At 46.5% G+C, this 19,296-nt stretch carries 16 protein-coding genes; 2 read left to right on the forward strand and 14 right to left on the reverse strand.

The genetic code is table 11. The annotated features are described in order from the left end of the window. Nucleotides 1-82: 82 nt before the first annotated feature. Nucleotides 83-1,228, reverse strand: coding sequence for an MFS transporter (locus tag AB4Y93_RS11500; protein ID WP_441891981.1), 1,146 nt, complete (start codon nucleotides 1,226-1,228; stop codon nucleotides 83-85). Nucleotides 1,229-1,294: 66 nt separating this feature from the next. Then, nucleotides 1,295-2,269, reverse strand: coding sequence for an aldo/keto reductase family protein (locus AB4Y93_RS11505; RefSeq protein WP_441891983.1), 975 nt, complete (start codon nucleotides 2,267-2,269; stop codon nucleotides 1,295-1,297). A gap of 153 nt (nucleotides 2,270-2,422) precedes the next feature. Here AB4Y93_RS11505 and AB4Y93_RS11510 point away from each other — a divergent pair, with 153 nt between their 5' ends. After that, a complete protein-coding gene (locus tag AB4Y93_RS11510) occupies nucleotides 2,423-2,761 on the forward strand; it encodes a winged helix-turn-helix transcriptional regulator (protein WP_441891985.1) in 339 nt (112 codons plus the stop codon). Nucleotides 2,762-3,189: 428 nt separating this feature from the next. Here AB4Y93_RS11510 and AB4Y93_RS11515 read toward each other — a convergent pair whose 3' ends face one another. Genes AB4Y93_RS11515 through AB4Y93_RS11530 form a run of 4 tightly spaced genes read right to left on the reverse strand, consistent with a single transcriptional unit; the run spans nucleotide 3,190 to nucleotide 7,457 of the window. Beyond that, nucleotides 3,190-4,485, reverse strand: a complete 1,296-nt coding sequence (locus tag AB4Y93_RS11515; RefSeq protein WP_441891987.1) for a GerAB/ArcD/ProY family transporter — start codon at nucleotides 4,483-4,485, stop codon at nucleotides 3,190-3,192. A 10-nt stretch (nucleotides 4,486-4,495) separates the two neighbouring features. Continuing rightward, on the reverse strand, nucleotides 4,496-4,720 hold the full coding sequence (locus tag AB4Y93_RS11520; RefSeq protein WP_441891989.1) for a hypothetical protein: 225 nt from the start codon (nucleotides 4,718-4,720) through the stop codon (nucleotides 4,496-4,498). A gap of 1 nt (nucleotide 4,721) precedes the next feature. After that, nucleotides 4,722-5,906, reverse strand: a complete 1,185-nt coding sequence (locus tag AB4Y93_RS11525; protein WP_441891991.1) for a Ger(x)C family spore germination protein — start codon at nucleotides 5,904-5,906, stop codon at nucleotides 4,722-4,724. 24 nt (nucleotides 5,907-5,930) lie between these two features. Next, entirely contained in the window at nucleotides 5,931-7,457 is a 1,527-nt protein-coding gene (locus tag AB4Y93_RS11530; RefSeq protein ID WP_441891993.1) for a spore germination protein, read from the reverse strand. A gap of 128 nt (nucleotides 7,458-7,585) precedes the next feature. On the opposite strand from AB4Y93_RS11530, the gene AB4Y93_RS11535 reads away from it, so the two are divergent. Further along, complete coding sequence (locus AB4Y93_RS11535; RefSeq protein WP_441891995.1) at nucleotides 7,586-7,729, forward strand: DUF6254 family protein; 144 nt, start codon at nucleotides 7,586-7,588, stop codon at nucleotides 7,727-7,729. A gap of 413 nt (nucleotides 7,730-8,142) precedes the next feature. Here the strand turns inward: AB4Y93_RS11535 and AB4Y93_RS11540 are convergent, their stop codons facing one another. From AB4Y93_RS11540 to AB4Y93_RS11575, 8 genes are all read right to left on the reverse strand, one after another. Next, nucleotides 8,143-9,042, reverse strand: a complete 900-nt coding sequence (locus tag AB4Y93_RS11540; RefSeq protein WP_441891996.1) for a carbohydrate ABC transporter permease — start codon at nucleotides 9,040-9,042, stop codon at nucleotides 8,143-8,145. A 75-nt stretch (nucleotides 9,043-9,117) separates the two neighbouring features. Then, complete coding sequence (locus AB4Y93_RS11545) at nucleotides 9,118-10,080, reverse strand: ABC transporter permease (RefSeq protein ID WP_441891998.1); 963 nt, start codon at nucleotides 10,078-10,080, stop codon at nucleotides 9,118-9,120. A gap of 80 nt (nucleotides 10,081-10,160) precedes the next feature. After that, nucleotides 10,161-11,885 carry an ABC transporter substrate-binding protein gene (locus tag AB4Y93_RS11550; protein WP_441892000.1) on the reverse strand — a complete coding sequence of 575 codons (1,725 nt, stop codon included), beginning with the start codon at nucleotides 11,883-11,885 and terminating at the stop codon, nucleotides 10,161-10,163. Nucleotides 11,886-11,977: 92 nt separating this feature from the next. Beyond that, a complete protein-coding gene (locus AB4Y93_RS11555) occupies nucleotides 11,978-13,525 on the reverse strand; it encodes a response regulator transcription factor (RefSeq protein ID WP_441892002.1) in 1,548 nt (515 codons plus the stop codon). Between the two features lie 18 nt (nucleotides 13,526-13,543). Beyond that, nucleotides 13,544-15,343, reverse strand: a complete 1,800-nt coding sequence (locus AB4Y93_RS11560; protein ID WP_441892004.1) for a sensor histidine kinase — start codon at nucleotides 15,341-15,343, stop codon at nucleotides 13,544-13,546. Next, nucleotides 15,321-16,889, reverse strand: a complete 1,569-nt coding sequence (locus AB4Y93_RS11565; protein WP_441892006.1) for a response regulator transcription factor — start codon at nucleotides 16,887-16,889, stop codon at nucleotides 15,321-15,323. The genes AB4Y93_RS11560 and AB4Y93_RS11565 overlap by 23 nt, the downstream gene beginning before the upstream one ends. A 195-nt stretch (nucleotides 16,890-17,084) precedes the next feature. Continuing rightward, nucleotides 17,085-18,455 carry an AraC family transcriptional regulator gene (locus tag AB4Y93_RS11570; RefSeq protein ID WP_441892008.1) on the reverse strand — a complete coding sequence of 457 codons (1,371 nt, stop codon included), beginning with the start codon at nucleotides 18,453-18,455 and terminating at the stop codon, nucleotides 17,085-17,087. An 86-nt stretch (nucleotides 18,456-18,541) separates the two neighbouring features. Further along, nucleotides 18,542-19,282, reverse strand: a complete 741-nt coding sequence (locus AB4Y93_RS11575; protein WP_441892010.1) for a GTP cyclohydrolase II — start codon at nucleotides 19,280-19,282, stop codon at nucleotides 18,542-18,544. Nucleotides 19,283-19,296: the final 14 nt, after the last annotated feature.

Raw genomic sequence — 19,296 nt, forward strand, 5'->3', positions numbered from 1 at the left:
AAATCTCTTCCTATTAATATAGTAAAAAAAAAGGAATCAGGTTACCCTGATCCTTAGCATGAGTATATCAACTGTCTAAGGATCAGGTCCCCCTGATCCTTTTTTGATTGTTCTGTATAAGTAATCCGCAGCACACCCCAATAAAGGATAAGACCGACATACAGACATAAAGCCCGGGTCCCCCTATCCAATCAAACAACCAGCCGCCAACAGTAGAGGATATAATACTCGATACGCCAAATAGCAGCATGGCGAGTATCGTTTGTCCGGTTGCTTTCCACTGCTCTGGGATTAAGGTGTATAGATATTGAATAGATGCAGCATAGAACAAGACGAATGATAACCCTTGCAGCAGCTGAAGCCACACGATCGCTACCGGATCATCCCACCAGGCTGACAGCGCGAACCGAATGACATAAACAACTCCGGCAAGCGAGATAATCTGGAGCTCTCTGCCTGGTCTGATGAACCGGTGAATCAGACCGAAGAAGACAACCTCCGCCAGCGTCATAATAAACCAGGCCAGCCCCACCATCCCCACTCCTCCGCCAAGGCTTTGGACGTAAAGGCCAACATAACTGTCGTTCATCCGATGCGGGATTGCCATTAACAAGACGAGCAGCAGAAACTGTATCGTACGCTTGTCCCGGAAAAAGGGCAGCATATCCCGCCAGGCTACTGGCTTCCCTGCTGCTGGTGTTTCGGGTAACGAAACGCATAGTACCAATGTAATGACTCCATAAGCAGCATATAAGTATACGAAGCTTTCCATTCCGTACTGATCGCCAACGTAACCAATTATATAGGAAGAAACTGCATAGCCTAAAGCTCCGTACATGCGAATTGAGCCGAAGCTTACCCCACTCTTTTCGGCGAGACGATAATTCATACTCTCCGTCAATGGATCGGCAGGCATTAAGAAAAAGTACATGGCAGCCGTTAAAGCAAAAGCCGCAGACAGGAGCGAAACGGAGAATAACAAAATCCCTAGACCAATGGATGCGGTCAGCAGAATCAGCAGAACAACCTTAATCGTTTTATATTTATCGCTGATCATCCCCCATAATGGCTGGGAGATTACGCCGATAATGCTGCCCGTCCCTAATATCATTCCGATTTCTGATGCAGAGATGCCTTTCTCCGAGAAGTACAGCGGCAGGAAAGACAAGAACATCGCAAACATCGAGAAATAAAAGAAGTTATAACCTCTAAGCAGATATAGCTTCATACGCTCCATCCCTTCATTGAACCCATCATACCTTATTTAAATGAAGGAATGAAATTTGAATGACTCTTAACGAAGTGGAGAAAAGCCGTTAATCTCAGCCAGAATCGCGTCTGCACGCACAAGAATATCAGAAGTTAATGTGAGATCTACTGCCTTCAAATTCTCCTCAATTTGTGAAGGACGACTAGAACCAATAATAGCCGAGCTCACTCCAGGCTGGCGCAGCACCCAAGCAAGCGCGAATTGCGACAGCGTCGCCCCGATTTCTCCTGCTAGCTGCTCCAGCTGCTGCACACAAGTCAATACATCTTCACGCATGTAGCTGTTAATAACAAAATTCGTCTGTTTATTGGCTGCACGGCTGTCTGAAGGAGCAGCCTGACCTGGTTTGTATTTCCCCGTCAATACACCCTGCGCAAGTGGAGAGAACACAACCTGACCTAATCCTTCACGCTCACTTACCGGCAGTACTTCCTTCTCGATGTAACGCTCAATCATGTTGTAAATGGGCTGATTTGACACAAGCGGACGAAGACCAAGCCGTTTACCGATTCCAACGGCATCCGTAATTTGAGCGCCTGACCATTCGCTAATACCCGCATATAGAATTTTACCGGAAGCAACAAGATCATCTAAAGCACGCAGCGTTTCTTCGACAGGTGTTTCCGGATCATAACGATGGCATTGATACAAATCGATGTAATCGGTGCCAAGTCTCTTCAGACTTGCATCACATTGTTCGATAATGTGTTTGCGGGATAGCCCACGGTCATTGGGGCCTGCATCCATTGGGAAGTAAACTTTGGTTGCGAGCACATAACTGCTGCGACGATAATCCCTTAATGTATCACCCATAACCTTCTCGGCTTCTCCACGGTTGTAGGCATTAGCCGTATCAAAGAAATTGATACCGCTCTCATAAGCAAGCCGAATACATTGTCCTGCCGTCTCTTTCTCCGTCGCATCTCCGTATGTGAGCCAGCTTCCTAATCCGATCTCACTTACTTTAAGACCGCTGTTCCCAAGTTTTCTATATTTCATAGTCTGTTATCCCCTCGCCTAGTGTCTTCCTTGGCTTAGTGTATGACAGTTCGTAACTTTTTTAAAGTAGTGAATGTTTTTTCAATTTATTATTTCTAATATATATACTATACTAAATGTAGTTATAGATCGTTATGTAAGAAAGGGGCTTGAATGATCATGCATGCTGATAATTACATACCAAAAGAACCTGTCACCATTGAATGCAACATCGAGAAAACGCTGGACGTTATCGGAGGAAAATGGGCTTTCCTCGTGATCAGAGAACTGTTCTGCGGCACAAGAAGATTTGGCGAGCTGCAGCGTCTGATTCCGGCTGTTAGTCCACGAGCACTCACCAGCACGCTTCGCCATTTGGAGGAAAAAGGAGTGCTTGAGCGTCACGTATTTCCGACTGTTCCCGTTACTGTAGAATACACCCTAACACCTAAAGGCGAGGATCTTCACCATATCTTGAAGCAAATGAAGCTTTGGGCCGCAAAGTGGACCTAACAATTTTTGTATTTTCCTTGCTTTTTCTGGCTAATAGATATATACTAAAAAAGTTGTGTTATATTTAACCCCTGTATATCCCTCCAAAACAGAAAAATTCATGAGTTCCTCGAATAAGATTTTTCTTTTCTGTTAATTCCAAATCCTTACGTACAGTAAGAACTTTGATTCACACTGGCGCGGTCTAGGAGCCGCAAGGACGGAAGAGAGGCAGGGCTTTCGTTGTTTTAAAGTATGCTTACAAGCTGCTTTGTCCGTTACACAAAGCAACCCAAAGTATGCGCAAGATAATCATCTCACATTAATCTTGTTGCAATTAACAAGGGATATGAACCTGCGGTCAGTACTTACTGCCGCTGAGGTTAAATATACGTTACACAAACCAACGGCACCCGATTTCTCGGGTGCCGTTATCCATGTTTATAGGTTTATGTCCTTCTCCCCATTGATTTTACAAACTCCCTCATACTGAAATACACACATACCAGCAGGAAGCAGACGAATAATATTGCACTTATCAGACCGTAATAACCGTGCTGATTGCCAACCGTGGCACCAGCAACAATAGCCGCTGCTCCCCCGGCCAGCATCAGCCATATCCCGATCCCCGAGCCGTTTACCTTGAGGTCAGCCGGCTGACTTTTTCTCTTCCTAATCCCTAGACCAATAAATAAGCCCGCAAGGAATATAAACTGAACACAAATCGAGATTGGCGTGATGCCAAACGCGTAAAACTGTGAAACTTCATCTGTGTTACTGAACGTTATAGATGCCAGGATGGTAAACACAATCCCTATCGGCAGATTAATAAAGTCGAACTTTTTTTGTTTCGTATAAGAAGCAATCCCCGTCAAAATAGCGATGTACAAAGCAGCAAATTTAATGAGGAGGATCGGAACATACAAGCTAATAAGAAATAAATCAATTCTATCCAAAAAGTCTGTTACATGAATCTGCTGAACGAGAATCCAGCCAATATAGATGAGTCGTGTAGAAAGGATCGGGCTAACGACACTCACAACACAGAATAACCAGATGGTAAGCATAAGCGCGGAGTAGATAACACCTGTTTTCATCGCCAGATAAATATCACGCGGCTTTCTCACATGGTGAAGAAAAGCACCAAACACGATAAGATCCGTAAATGAGCCAATTGCTAAAAACCCTCCCTTTAACGGTTGAATAACACCACTACTAAGAGATGGCTGAAGCTTATTCAAATCAATTTCATTAAGCAGAAATATGGGAGTCAGCGTGTAAAACCCAATGAATAAGGTTATAAACACAACATTCGTCCTGAACAAATGCTCCATGGAGCCCCCTGCATAATAGGCTAGCAGCAGCATAGTCATCAGCAGGATGTAAATCTGCGGCGTTCGCAGCAAGATTGAAGAACTGAAGAAGTCACTATATATGCGCAGCTGTGTGATCAAGTCTATAGACAAATAGGCAATCAATACCCCATTAAACAATCCTCCAAACCATTTACCCAAGGATTGCTGCATGATTTCATACATGTTTTTCTCCGGACTAATACGCACCAGTCTCCACATAATATAAGCCATTCCGATCCCATAGGGGATCGAAAACAAATAGGCATACCATGCATCCTGTTGGGCCGCCATCGTTAACGCAGTTGGCATCGTATTCATATTAGAAGCAATAAGCAGCGATGCGACAAGCAGCGACATCTGCAGCGTGGTTACTTTCATACGATCTTGCATATTAGCTCCCCTACCCTTTCATCAAATCATACATACTCATCACCATATTCCGCATGACGGACATACTCATGATGGAGTATGCTTTATGTTTAATGCAGATGATGATCAATACAAGAATCAAGCCAACTATGGAGAAAAACATCATCTTGCTGGACGTATTTTTCATGTTTTTCCATTTAACAACAGCGGTACCGATTAGGAGAACGATCACAAATACGATAAAACCGATATCCATCTTACTGATCCTTCCTTCCCAGGTTCTCACTGCTCATGCCTAGTCGGAACAAATTCGTTGTCGCTGTCACTTCAAATTCGGTCTCTTTGAAAATCGTCTCCCATTCTTTACGATATTCATTTGTCCATAACTGAGGGTAAGCTCGGTACGCATACAATCCAAACCCTATAGCATCACAATTGGTGCGTTGCATGTTCTCAATAGCGAGCTTAATATTATTAACCACCTGTTGCTGAACCATTTGCTCAATCTGCCTGCGCTGCTTGTAGTCGTCGTAGTTCCGATCTAAATTACGATCCTCATTAATACTTGCCTTCACCATCGAATGAATTCGGAAAGCCAACTTGCCATTCTTAAGAACAGGTTTGATTCTCACATCAGCTTCATTAATTGCTATAGTAAGGTAATTCCCTTCATCATTAAACGTCTCATCATATTTGCGGAATTGGCGATTCAGAAGTCTGAGCCCGATAGCTGCATTACCTTTAACGACACCTTTCATCTTGCCATTATGGGTCAACACAAATCCTTCGATATTCACATCTTCCGCTTCCTGACCTTTAATTTTTGTCTTCACTTTCTCCACATAAGGAAAGAATGCATCATTTCCGACAGCAATAATCTTGTTGATGACATCCTTTAAAGAAACCCGAACACTTGCGTCCGATTGAAGAAGCTCCCTCATGGACTCTGCCGAAAAACGCTCAAGACGGGTATCCGCGTTAAGAACATCCACCGCTTTCCCTTCAGTGATCGCGATAAACGCGGTTAACCGGTTCTCGGGTATGCGGGTTACGGCATCAATAATAGTAGATACACCATCTTGTCTCGCCAATTCCTCCCCGATAACAATTACCCGACGATGCCCAAAGAACAAATGCCTTGGTAGGCGGTATTGGAGCTTTGAGACCGCTTCGCGAACTGTTTTCCCAGTCTCTGTCTTAATCGCGAACGGCTTTTGCCCGCCAGAACCGCCGCCTCCGCCGGAGCCGGTGCCCCCCATATTCCCGGGCAGTGGGATAAGAACACTGACCCGAATGTTGTCGCCTTCTTTATCAATAGCGCTGGCCAGTACGAACGCCACATCATTAATCTCACGCCTATCCCAACAGCCCGACAGCAGGAGGAGCATGCCTAGAAGGACAATACCTATTAAAGAGTTGCGCAAAATTCTGATTATCTTCATAGACAGGACTCTCCTCCTCTGTTGTTATTGCTGCGGATCTTGGCGCCTGACATTATCCGTTCCCAAATATTTAGGCCGTTTCTTCATCTTCCACCATGGAGCACGTACCAGGACATCTTTCAAATCTGAAACATCAACCGGTGTTACGGGTGCAAGATAAGGAACTCCAAATGTTGTGAGCTTCGCCAAATGACCCACAATAACCATCACACCAATCATAATGCCAAGCAGGCCAAAAACGGAGGCAAGCAGCATTAATGGAAAACGCAGCATCCGAATGGAGATAGCCGCGTTATAACGGGGAAGGGTAAAGGAAGCAATCCCCGTCATCGATACGACAATAACCATTGCAGCTGACACGATCCCCGCCTGTACCGCGGCTTGTCCAACAACCAGTGCTCCCAAAATACTGACTGCTTGACCGACAGTTCGAGGGAGCCGGACGCCCGCTTCCCTCAAAGCTTCGAAGGCAATCTCCATAATGAGCGCCTCTACAACGGCTGGGAAAGGGATCGCTTCACGTGATGCTGCGATACTAAGCAATAGGTTCGTTGGAATCATTTCTGGATGAAAAGTCGAAACCGCGATATATAATGCTGGGGACAGTAAGGCAACAAATAAGCTTGCCATTCTGAGCCACCTCAATAAAGTGGATACCATGAACCGCTCATAGTAATCTTCACTGGCCTGCAGCCACTGCCAGAAGCCAAAGGGAGCGATTAAGGCAAACGGCGTTCCATCGACCATTATCGCAATTCGTCCCTCTAATAAAGCGGCTGCAACCGTATCAGGTCGTTCTGTTGTCTGTACTTGAGGGAAAGGCGAGTAGCCTTGATCCTGAATAAATTCTTCAATATATCCACTTTCCAGCACACCGTCGATCTTAATCCTGCTTAAACGCTTCTCAGCTTCTTCAACTAATTTCGGATTCACAATTCCGGCCATATAGGCAAGGATGATGTTGGTATGTGTCTCTGTCCCAATCACAAAAGATTTCATCTTTAGCCGGGGAGACTTGATCTTACTCCTTACTAATGAAGTATTTGTCCGAAGATGCTCATTAAAGCCTTCGCGTGGACCACGAACAACCGTCTCTGTTTCCGGCTCTGCAACGCTGCGGCGTATACCGCCCCGCAGCCCTAGACAAACTGCGTTATCCTGCCCGTCTACGAATAGAACACTGTCGCCTGACAAAAGGTTAGTTAAAAGCTCTTTATAGAACTGGATCTTTGAGGCTTGCGTAACCGGAAGTGTCTGCTCGGTAATCCGGTCTATGGTAAAAGCGTCACCTTTAAATATCATAAGCGCCTGTAATGCGGCATCAACGGCACTCGTCGTTACCAAGCCGTCAACGTAACACAGCATCGCTTTGGGGCCATTTTCGATATCAAATTCACGGAGGACGATATCCGAGCTGTCCTTAAACAGCTCTTCCATGATTTTATTGTTTTCTTCGATGCTTGATCGGATTGGTACGTCCTTGAATTGATCAATGGCGTGATGATCCAATTGGCCTTCAGGCATACTTCTGGCTTTCGGTTTCGTCGGCACTATTGTCACCACCGTTCATTATTATAGGTTATCATTTCCTAATTCGCCTAAATTATGAGGAGCGTTCTCTTCTGCATGATTCGCCCCTCAATGCGCCAACCTATTGTTTATGAAAGGAGGTTATTATCATGACATCGCCAAAAAACCGCAGAGAAAACGCATGGAAGCAACGCAAGCATACGCAGCATCCGACACATGGCAAGGTGAAATCATTCGAGGAGTTAAGTAAAGAAGTTAGCCGTAATAATCCTAATAATGTAGAGATTTATTAAAGGTGAGTTGTTGCTGCGCGGAAGCTTTGTTAAGGTGAACAGCCGCTGCTCGAGCATAACGTCCTTCCGATCGCTGTTGCCCCCGAATTCCTTCGAATTATCCGCTTAGCGGATGAAATTCAGGGTCAAAGGCGAACGCTAAAAGCTTTCTGAAAGAAAGCTACTTCGGAAGCATACGCTTTGTTTCTCCAGCACGTTATGCTCGCTCCGCTCCCTCACCTTTCTTTTTTTGTAACCATGTAGGCAGTCAGATGACCCTGACTGCCTTTTGACTTGATTAATGCAAGGCTGGAATCAGCCTTACACAATGGCGATCGGAAGAACATTTGAATGCGTAGTTTGCTGCTTTAGACAAAAAAAGACCATCCAATCGGATGATCCGATTAAGATGGCCTTGGTAAGAAACAGAGTGCTTATTCCTTTACACTACCTAGCTGCATACCAACCACGAAGTACTTTTGAAGGAATGGATACACAACCAAGATTGGTACGGACGCGACAATCGTGATTGCAGCGCGGATGGAGAGTGGTGTAACCATTGCTTTTGCAGCATTGGCATCGCCGTTCTGGAGCGCCGGGTTACTGTTCGAGTTCATCGACGAGGATAGAAGCTTCATCAGCTCATACTGAAGTGTGCTGAGTTCCTGCTTCGAAGAAGTGAACAGGAAGGTATCAAACCAGGAATTCCACTGTCCCACCGCCACGAACAACGCCACGGTTGCAAGCACAGGCTGGCAGAGCGGGAGAATAACCTGCATGAAGATGCGGAAGTCGCCTGCGCCATCAACTTTTGCCGATTCGATCAAGCTTTCAGACAGCGTACCAATATAAGTACGAATAACGATCATATTAAATGCGCTGACAAGACCAGGTACGATGTACACCATGAAGGTATTCAGCATATGAAGATCCTTGATCAGGAAGTAGTACGGGATTAGACCTGCGTTAAAGTACATCGTCATAACAATAATAATCGTAATCGCCTTGCGGAAAGCATATTCCTTTCGGCTGACGGTATAAGCCAGCATCGTCGTCAAGAACAAGCTAAGCACCGTAGCTACTATCGTACGGGCAACCGAAATATAGAAAGCATTAAACACTGTCCCTGTAATAAATACCGCTTTATAGTTCTGGAGAGTCCAGATCCTCGGCCAAATATAAATACCGCCTCGAATCGTATCAAGCCCCGCATTAAAGGATACAGCGAGCGTATTCAAGAAGGGATAGAGTGTGACTACGGCCAGAGCAATCATAATAATCGTGTTGACCGTACCGAATACTGCTGGCTCAAGCTGGACTGTTCTTTTTTTCATCGTTATCCCTCCTAAAAAGAAATAGCCTAGATCAGACTATATATGATGATTCTTGCATCGTAAGCATAAGCCTTTTCAAATAAGCCTCTCTTCGCCGAATCGCTTCGCAATGGTGTTCGCCGCAAAGATTAAGGTAATACTGACAACTGTTTTGAATATACCTGCTGCCGTTGCCAGTGAATAATTGCTCTGCTTAAGGCCATATTTTAGAACGAAAATATCAATCGTCTCTGACCAGTCGACAACAACGCCGTTGCCAAGTAAATATTGCACCTCGAAGCCTGCTTCGAGAATCCAGCCCAAGTTCATAATGAGCAAAATAATAACGATAGACTTGATGCCCGGCAGCGTTATATACCACATCTTATGGTAACGGTTAGCCCCGTCAATCTCCGCTGCCTCATACAGCGATGGATCAATGGAAGTAATCGCCGCCAAATAGATGATTGCATTCCAACCGACTTCTTTCCATACATGCGAGGCGCCAACGATACCCCAGAAATATTTAGGCTCGCTAAGCCATAGGACCGGCTCGTGTATAAAGCCAAGCTTCATGAGTAGAATGTTTACGATACCGCCATCAACGGAAAGGGAACTCGCAACAATCCCCGTAACGATAATCCAAGATAGAAAATGCGGTAAATACGAGATTGTCTGAATTGAACGCTTGAACAGCTTGTTCTTCACTTCGTTCAACAGAATCGCGAAAATAATTGCCGATACAAACCCCAGCACCATATTAATAGCGCTCATGCCAATCGTATTGCGAAGTACGCGCAGGAATCCGTCATCCGTAAACAAAAACTTGAACTGCTTTAATCCTACCCATTCCTGCTGAGCAAATGATTTGGCCGGTTTATAATTCTGAAAGGCCATCGTCCAGCCCCATATCGGGTAATACGAGAAGAGCATGACATAAAGGACAACGGGCAGCGACATCCACATAAGCTGACCCTGGTTTCTGAAAAACTGGATTTTACGAGTTTTCCTCGGCTGGGCAGCAGCCGTCTGCGCTAATGTATCAACGGGTTTTGCCATCTCTCTTCCTCCGCTCCATAGGTAAAGCGGAAGGCATGAGGCAGTCTGCTTCATACCTTCCGCTTTCTGCTGCTTGTTTCTTACTTAGTCGACCAGTTTTGAATACGCCATTGAATCTGCTCATTGATGCGGTCTTCGTATGCTTTTACATTGATTTTCTTATACTCATCCACATAGTCCTGCCATACTTTATCGAATTGATCCGGTTTGGACATGATCGCTCTAGGCAGGAATTTGAGAGAAGCATCTGTCATTTTCTTGTTAGCGATCGAAGCATCCGAACCATCAATCAGGTCGATCTGCCACGCCGGGTAGTAGATCGGGTTATCTGGTGGTGAAGAGAAGAACTCCGTCCATGTTTTATGTCCGTAAGCACTCAGTACCTCTTTGTCGACATCTTTCAAGCTGTCATAGAACTCTTGCGGGTCGCCGCCTGGTGTTGTTGCATTGCCGTCGCTCAAAGTACCTTCGAGTTTTGGAAGGTAAGTGAAGATACCGTTGCCAAGGTTAGCAAGCTTCCAAGCTGGGTCGTCATATTGTGTACGTTGCTCAGGAGTACGGGTGAATTTGCCGTCTGCGCCAACGGAGTAGTCAACGCCTTCTTCGCCCCAAGTGAACATTTTTTGATACCTCTCATCCATCAAAGCTTCCAACGCTTGGATAATGCGAGTAGGATCTTTTGCATCGACAGAAATACCAAAGCCATTATTCAAGTTAATCGGTGCACGGTCACGATAGTAGTCTTTCGTGCTTGCATCATAGACAAGCGGGAAACCTACATACGTGCGTTCCGATTTGTTTTGCGTATTGAGAGAATCCTCAGCTGTCTGGAAATTCCAGTGCTGATCGAACATACCGAGTACACGGCCGGTTGTCAGCTTAGCGAGGTATTGGTCATAGTTTTGCGTGAAGGCTTCTTTATCCATCAAACCTTCGTTGTACAGATTGTTCAGCTCTTTGTAGTAAGTTTTCGAAATGTCTTTATCTGCGAAGACGCTTGCAACACCGTTGTCGACTACGACGCCGCCATCATTTGGATGTCCAGTCAAATGCTCTGGAGCATTAAGCAGGCCGAATGTACGCCAGTCAGATGCAAGTGTCGAGAAGCCGATTGTTGGCTGTCCGTCGATCTCAGGATATTTCGCTGCATAATCACGAATCAGTTTCATATAGTCATCAAGCGTTTGCAGTTTTGGATACCCAAATTCCTTCAAAACCGCTTTTTGAATATAGAAGGCTGGGCCGCTGTACCAGGTTTCATTCACTTCGCCTTGGAAGGCACCATAATTCGGCAGCCAGTAAATATGGCCGTCAGACGGATCTTTCATTTGATTCCAGTATTTCGCATAATGCTCTTTCAGCTTTGGAGCATATTGTTCAATAAGATCTTCAAGCGGAATGACCGCGCCCGAAGTTACAAGTTTCGGATTAGCTGTGATCAGGTCAGGGTAGTCGCCGCCGGCAATCATAACGCCTAGCTTTTGCTCCAGATCGCCAACCAGGAATTCCTGCTTAAACGTAATGCCCAGTTCATCTTTAATCGTTTTGAACAGCTTGTTGTCAGGTGTAGGTGCTTGACCAGGAGCACCAATGAATGCTGAAATCTCAATTGGTTTCAGTGCTTCGTCCGTCGCCTCCGGGCTGCTTGTATTCTCACTGTTAGTTGCAGCATTAGACGGTGCCGTCGAAGCATTACTGCTGTTATTCCCACCGTTATTGCCATTACTGCAGGCCGTTGCGGTTAAGGTTAATGCGAGAGCGATTGCCATGGATGTCAATAATGGTTTATTTACTTTAACCCCCATTTGCTTCTCCTCCTATGAATTGTGATCTTTGCTTCTTCATTATGAAGTAGATGTATGCGTTTACATCATAATCAGAGTTAAGCATTATCCCCCTACGATTTAAGGTCCATTATTGTTTTTTTATACTCCGCAAGCTTCATCCCGTATTTCTTCTCAAACTGCTTCAAGAAATGCTGATAGCTGCAGTAGCCTAGACGCTCTGCAAGTGCTGCCCCGGAAATCTCTTGTGTATGCAGCTGCTCCTTCGCTTCCTCCATCCGTAGACCATGGATAAACTCATGAATGCTAAAACCGTATTTCCTCGTGAAGGCCTGACCCAAGTAGACCGGATTCATGAAAAAGATTTCCGCGATTTCCTTCACTGTAATCGATTGACGGTAATGCTGGCGCAAATAGCCCTCTACCTTAGCTATCGTTCCGCCATACTGCCTGTTGCGAAGCTTAGACAGCTCCTCTCTGCACATTAAACAGAAGGACAGCAAGAACGCATGCAGCTTGAGCAAAGAATGCTCATAAGCGCCAACAAGTGGAGAACCCGTACGCTCAATAAGCTGATCGGCATCACCGCCAAGCTCCTTGTAGATCCCGGAGCATTGCACCATAATATGAGTCGAGAAAGCAGAAATGAGAGCCGGCATCGTCATTTGATTCGTAAAATGATCAAAAATTCGCTGCAGTCGCTTTACTATCTGCTGTTCATCATTGGTTTCCACTGCTTCTACAATGCCTTCAGCTGCTTCCCATAGATGCGAATCATAGCCAAAAGCTAACTCTTTAATCTCATCGTAATAGACGGGCTGCTGCCTCCGGTCAAAAAATAAATACATACTGGCCTCCATCGTATGTCGGAACGAGGTGCTTAATTCGGCTGGATTCTTAACCGCGCTTCCTACAGCTACACTAAGTCTTCCTCCGATATTGCCCTGTATCTGCTGGTATAGAAGTGCCGCCGCTTCCCGAAACGCCTGTCTGCTGTCATCTTGAAGTGCACATACCAAACCAAAGGAAGCAAGATCCTGCTCCGTCATATAACCGGTCAATCCGCTCTCTTCATCAAGCTCTTCAATCGCTTCAATAGCAGAATCAAGCTCATCTTCCTCTGTCTCCACACGCAGATATACCCAGCCTCCCACTCCCCCGGTGATCCGATCCAACGCAGCTTGTTCCGCCTCAGACAATTCTTCGCCCCGGATAAGTGCAGATAGTGCTCGGCGCTGCGCATAACGTTCTGTATATAGCAGCGTACGCCGCTTACGCGACTCTTCCTTCATCGCTTTACTTAAGCTTTCTAGTACTTCATCAGCTTCTTCACTCATAATCGGCTTGGTCAAATAATGGGAGACGCCTAGCTGAAGCGCTCTTCTTGCATATTCAAAGTCGCTGTATCCGCTCATCACAATAAATTTGGTCTGCTTATTTCCTTCCAATCTCATCAGCGCAATAAGCTCCAAACCATCCATCGAAGGCATTCGAATATCCGTCACAACCAGATCAGGCTTCGACGCACGGATCAAACGAGCCGCTTCTTCGCCATCCCCGCAGACAGACTCTACTTCAAACCCATTCTTCTTCCAGTCAATTAGTAATTGAAGCCCTTCAATCGCAAGTGGTTCATCATCAACAAGCAAAACACGGTACATGCTGCTCCCCCTTTCGTATTACGAGGCGGCCCCTGGCTTCGCCTGTGCTTGCTCAAGCTGTTGAAGTGGAATCTGGTAACTAACGGACAGCCCGCCTTCCGGGCCATTCAACATCCGAAACTGTATGCTTTCATGGTAAAAGAGTTCGAGTCTCCGATACACATTACGTATACCGACATGTCCCTCCATCGCATGCTCAGAACGGACCGCCTGCTGCATTCTTTCCAGCTCCTCTTGTTCCATGCCAATTCCGTTATCCGTTACCGAGACCATAAGTCCACGTTCCGAGAGACGGGCTTCAATACGCACGATACCTCCGCCTTTTATCGCTTGCAGCCCATGCTTGCAGGCATTCTCAGCAAGAGGCTGGATGCTCATGATCGGCACACGCATATCCATCGCAAGAGGATCTACGTCTACAACATAATCGAATCGGTCGCCAAACCGGAACTTCTCGATCTGCAAATACATAAGCGTAAATTGCAGTTCCTCCTTCAGCGGCACAAGGTCATCCGCTCGTCTGAGCAGTCTTCTTAAGAGAAGCGATAAGCTCTTAATAATCTCGGTAACATCCTTATAGCCGTTCTTCGTAGCTACAACCAGTAGGGCATTAAGCGTGTTAAACAGAAAATGCGGATTCATCTGGCTCTGGAGCATGTTCATCTCCATCCGTACCCGTTCAACCTCCAAGCTCTTCTGATGAATTTCGAGCTTATATACATCATTAATTAAGGTATTGATCTTCATGGTCATCAGGTTATAAGCGTGAATTAATCCGCCAATCTCGTCTTTCCCTTCCGGCAGCGTAATCTGATCGAAGCGCTCATTCCGTAAACGGTCCATATGACGTGCGAGCTTCTTGATCCGGTAATGGTAAGAACGAAGCATAACGAAAATAAGCAGTGACGGGATCAAGGTACTAATTACCGCCAGCCAAAGGATGGATCGTCTTGCTTCATCCAGCAGACTTGTAATGCGATCATTATTAGCCCGTCCGACCAGCTTCCAGCCCTGCACATAACTAACCGTACCAAGGTTCGACACAAATACATCGCTTGAGCCCCAATCAGAATCATCTGCTGCATACACATCCTTGTTGCGATCACCGGTTTCAGCTACAACCTGGTTCTGTTCATTCACAAGCTCAAGATGCAGACTTTCGCTCTCTCTTGTTAGAATGTCATAAATTTTGTCCACGTTCAGATCGACTCTTAGAAATTTGCGATACTCCGGTCTAACCACACTAAAGCCTTGATCCATGTCGCTGATGATACTGATTTTTTTGGAGGAGCCTGTTGCGCCGGATGTTTCCGTATAAACCATCACACGGAAAGCATGACCTGACTGCTTCAGCATAGGTTCAAGCCATGTGCTTTTTTCTACCGCCTGGTTAATGACAAAATAGTTGCTCCCGGTCTGAATGGAGTGATTATACGTATAAATTCGGATCTCAAGTATGTTCGGATAGACCGGCATGTAGCGCTTCAGCTTATTTCGCAGCACACTGTCATAGCTGTCATAGGAGGAAACCGGGCTGTCGTATGTTTTATCCAATACTTCATTTAGGGAATCGTCACCTTCGATCGAATGACTGACCGCCACGCTTTCGTCAATCATACTGTGAAGCTCTGCAGCCGCACGGTCGATCGATTTGCGTAAGTTCTCCTGTTCGCGTATTCGAATATTATCGGAGTTCTGTTGGTAGAAAAACACGTTGATCGTAATAATCGGGATGAGGACACAAAATACGTAGATCATCAGAAACTTCTGATTCAGGGGAATATCATTGATTTTATTAGTAAACAGCCGGTTCATCATCGCGCCAGTCACCTTTTTGATTCGATTTGTAAGCCGAAGGCGATACTTTCGTAAGTGATTTAAAAACAGAGCCGAAGTATTCCGTACTGTGATAGCCTAGCTCGCTTGCAATGACCGATACTTTCAGATCAGTCCGAAGCAGAAGCTTCTTCGCTTCCTTAATCCGCTGGAGATGAACATAATCATTAAAGCAGTAGCCGGTAACCCGCTTGAATTGCTGGCCCAAGTATACCGGATTCAAGCGAAATTGCTCCGCCAACTCCTTCAACTGCAATTTATCGCGGAAATGAGTGGTGACAAATGTGACTGCTTCCTGCAGGCGCCCCTCCGGCCGCTTACTGTTCAAATCTTCAATCTGTTCGGCTGCTTGCAGGCAAGTCTTGGCAATTCGTTCACTTAGAGGGGTAACGTCTCCTGCTTGCTGCATGTCATTCCTGCCATACTTGAGCATGAGCCACTCCGGTGGCTGTTCAGTGTTGCCGCCTGCTTTGTGATAAGCACGAAGTAATCCACCTTGCAGATAAGACAGGCTTGCAGCCAGACTTCCTGCCGGTTCAACCGCGCCGATAATAAAGACTGCCAACGATTCTGCCGTACCTCGAATCGCAGCCTCATCATTTTGCTCAACCGCTCTTAGCAGTACCGCCGTCCTGCTAGCCGCATCCTCCCAGCGCCACTGCCCTTGTTCGTGCAGCCCATCATACCAATAAACACCAGACTGTCCCTTATACATGCTTCGGCTTCGTAGCTCAAGCAATTGCTTATTTAGCTGTGACAGATGACGCCATCCTTCTGTCCTGCCGCTTATATATATAAGACAGGAAGGCCATTCTTCTGCCAGCCTTGCGGCCATCATCCGAACAGTCGCATCCAGCTCTTGGCTTGAATGAGCTTCCCGTTGATCGGACCAGACCAACATAGTCACACAGCCCGCGGCACCCTCAACACAACCGAAGCCTTCCGGCAGAATCGCTTCTACTTCCGCTTTGCTTGGCGAAGGAGCTCCTCCAGTTCGGTCCACCAGCAGCAGTCTTCCTGCCGCTTCGGCTGGACAATTCATCATCCGCAGCAAGGCAATCCGCGATTCCTCATCATCCTGCAGTGCTCTTACAAATACGGCCGACAAAGATTCCGCCTCGCCGGCTAAATGGTCTGCCACTTGACGTTCATCCAACGTTAGATGGAGAGTATCCAGCAGTTCATGAATTTCTTCCTCGATTAGCGGCTTGAGCAAATACTGTTCAATCTGATGCTTAATCGCAAATTGTGCAGCATCAAAGCGGGAATATCCACTTACGATAACCGTTGTTGTATCTTTAAGCTCAGGGTGCTGCTTCATCTGCCGAATGAGCTCAAGTCCATCCATAACCGGCATCTGCAGATCGGTAAATACAAGATCGGGCACTTCATGCTCCATCACATCCAGTGCTTCTTTGCCATCCGATACAGCCCAGCACAGCTCAAAGCCATGCTCTTCCCAATTGACCATCGTCTTCCAGCCCTCCAGCATGAACGGTTCATCATCAACGACCAGCACTTTGTACATGGGAGCCCCACCTTTCAGGCGTTAATCTTCATCTAAACCAAGTTTCACATAGGGGCAAATCATCAGCAATGTGACAGAACTAAGATTTATTGGATTATTCTACGATGAAATGTAAGCGTTTACGTATTTGTGCAGCTCAAAACCATAACAGCCCTGGAAGAAGCAAGCTTCCTCCAGGGCTGTTAGACAATCCTTTTAAGTGAATGATAACCGATATTTAGCAGGGCTTACTCCCACCATCATTTTAAACAAACGACTAAAATAGGCATGATCGGTATACCCCACCTGCTCACCAACCTGATAGATTTTCATATTCGTCTCCCGCATAAGCCGAATGGCTTGGCGGATCCGAATACTTGTCAAATGATGAGTAAAGGTTGCACCCGTCTGTGAACTGAATTGTCCACTCAAATAATTAGGCGTCACGCCAAGACGCTTGGCAAGCGTTGCAAGGGAAAGATCTTTATCCCTATACTCTGTCTCGATCATCTGCATCGCTGAGCGGATAATTCGGCTGACAAATTCATAACGAAGCATGGGTTCATCCGTTGCCTCGGTGTGGCCAAGCTGCCGAAGGCTGTTCTTATATAAGGAGCGCAGTTCCGATACGACGGCGGTCATGCCGCCAAAGCCGAGCTTAATGGGGAAACCAAGGCGCTCTTCTAATTCCCTCTTTTTCTTCAGTACGATCTCTTCCATATTCGGAACGGTATGCCTCGAGGTAAGGACAGCGACATTCATAAAGGTGCCATCCTCTACAACTACAATGGTTCCAAGCTCCTTCATGTTCTCGGTCAGCTGCTCCTTCACCCAGAAGCGATCGGTCGACTGCCAGAACGATTTCTCTTCAATTTGTAACGTGAATACCCCTGCCCAGCGAAAAGAAGGCAGCGTCGCTTCGTCTAACTGGACATCCCGCATAAAAGGCTCGGAAAATAAGGTCTGTACTTTCTTCTCCAGCGAGATCTGCTCGCGGTGGCGTAACAAAAGCAGTGAATATTCACCCTGCGGTCTTCCGCTTCGCCTTGGATGCGGCTGCGTTAAGCTTCTTGCCTCCATCGTTAAGATCAACAAGATTTGCATGATCTTCACCCGGATATCAATACGCCTGACAATATCATTGCCAGGTTCAATAGAGCAAATCTCCATCAATTCTTCCATATGGGGCATCAGCTGCTGTACAATCGTTGAACCCGCATCGAACAGGTGCTGCTCAATCCGGCCGAGCAGGTAGTACAAATCCGGATCATCTACATCGAGATGCAGCGCGAAATAGGTCATCGGCTCATCCGCTGCATTGCGGCTGTGATGCACCTCATCAGGACGAATGAGCAGTAAGTCTCCAGCCTGCTGCACATATTCAACACCAGAAACCGTCGTTAATTGGCGTCCCTGCAGCACCAGATTCAGCTCCAGCAGTGGATGCTGATGCTCGAAATAAGACCAGCCCTTGTCTACTGTCCGCCAATGCGTACCCACCAGCTGGAATGCCAATCGGAAGTTTTCAAGTGCCATTTCGCGTTTCACTTCCGGTAATTCCCCGTCCCGATTCGACTGCCAAGTCACGCGATTCGCCCCCGCTTCCATCGCTTCGCTTTTAGATGGATTATACCATAGCGCGGGTAAAATAAGACGAGTTGCACGTTGGGCAGCTACTGATCTGGACAGCCGCTGACCAGATGGCCGGACCGGTTGATTTTGGTCTGCAAATATTTCTCGTTATATTCGGACACATCACCCCACAGCGGGATTCGGTCCTCCACATCAAGCCCGGCGGAACGGAGTGCCTCAAGCTTTTTCGGATTGTTTGTAATCAGGGTTACCGGCTTGTTCTTCGGCCGCAAGGCGCGAAGCACGCGAATCGCATCGCTGTAGTTGCGTGAATCATCAACAAAGCCCAAATTCAAGTTCGCTTCGACTGTATCGTAGCCCTGCTCCTGCAGTAAATACGCCATCGCTTTGCTGAATAGGCCAATGCCGCGACCTTCATGATTAGCCAGATAGAATAGCGCTCCCGAGCCATGCGATACGATCATCTTCATCGACTGATGCAGCTGATAGCCACAGTCGCAGCGCTTGCTGCCGAAGATATCGCCGGTATGACAGATGCTGTGCATCCGAATAAAGGCTTCTTCCGCATGCTCGAAATCGCCATAGACAAGTACGCTGGACTGCTGCATTTCCGCGAGATTAGCGCCTGACAGCTTGTGAATAATATCTTCCAGCTTATCCGTCTCTTCCTTGCACAGCAGCCAGCAGTACCAATGGAAAATGACCGTTTCCTCATCAAGATTGACTGGCAGCTTGATCGGACCAACCAAATAAATTTCGCCGTCCTCACTTTCCACATGCCTAATTTTTCCTTCTAGGATTGAGATTATCTTATCGTTCATGGTTCACAAACCAT

Source organism: Paenibacillus sp. YAF4_2, from assembly GCF_052113225.1.
GTDB lineage: Bacteria > Bacillota > Bacilli > Paenibacillales > Paenibacillaceae > Pristimantibacillus.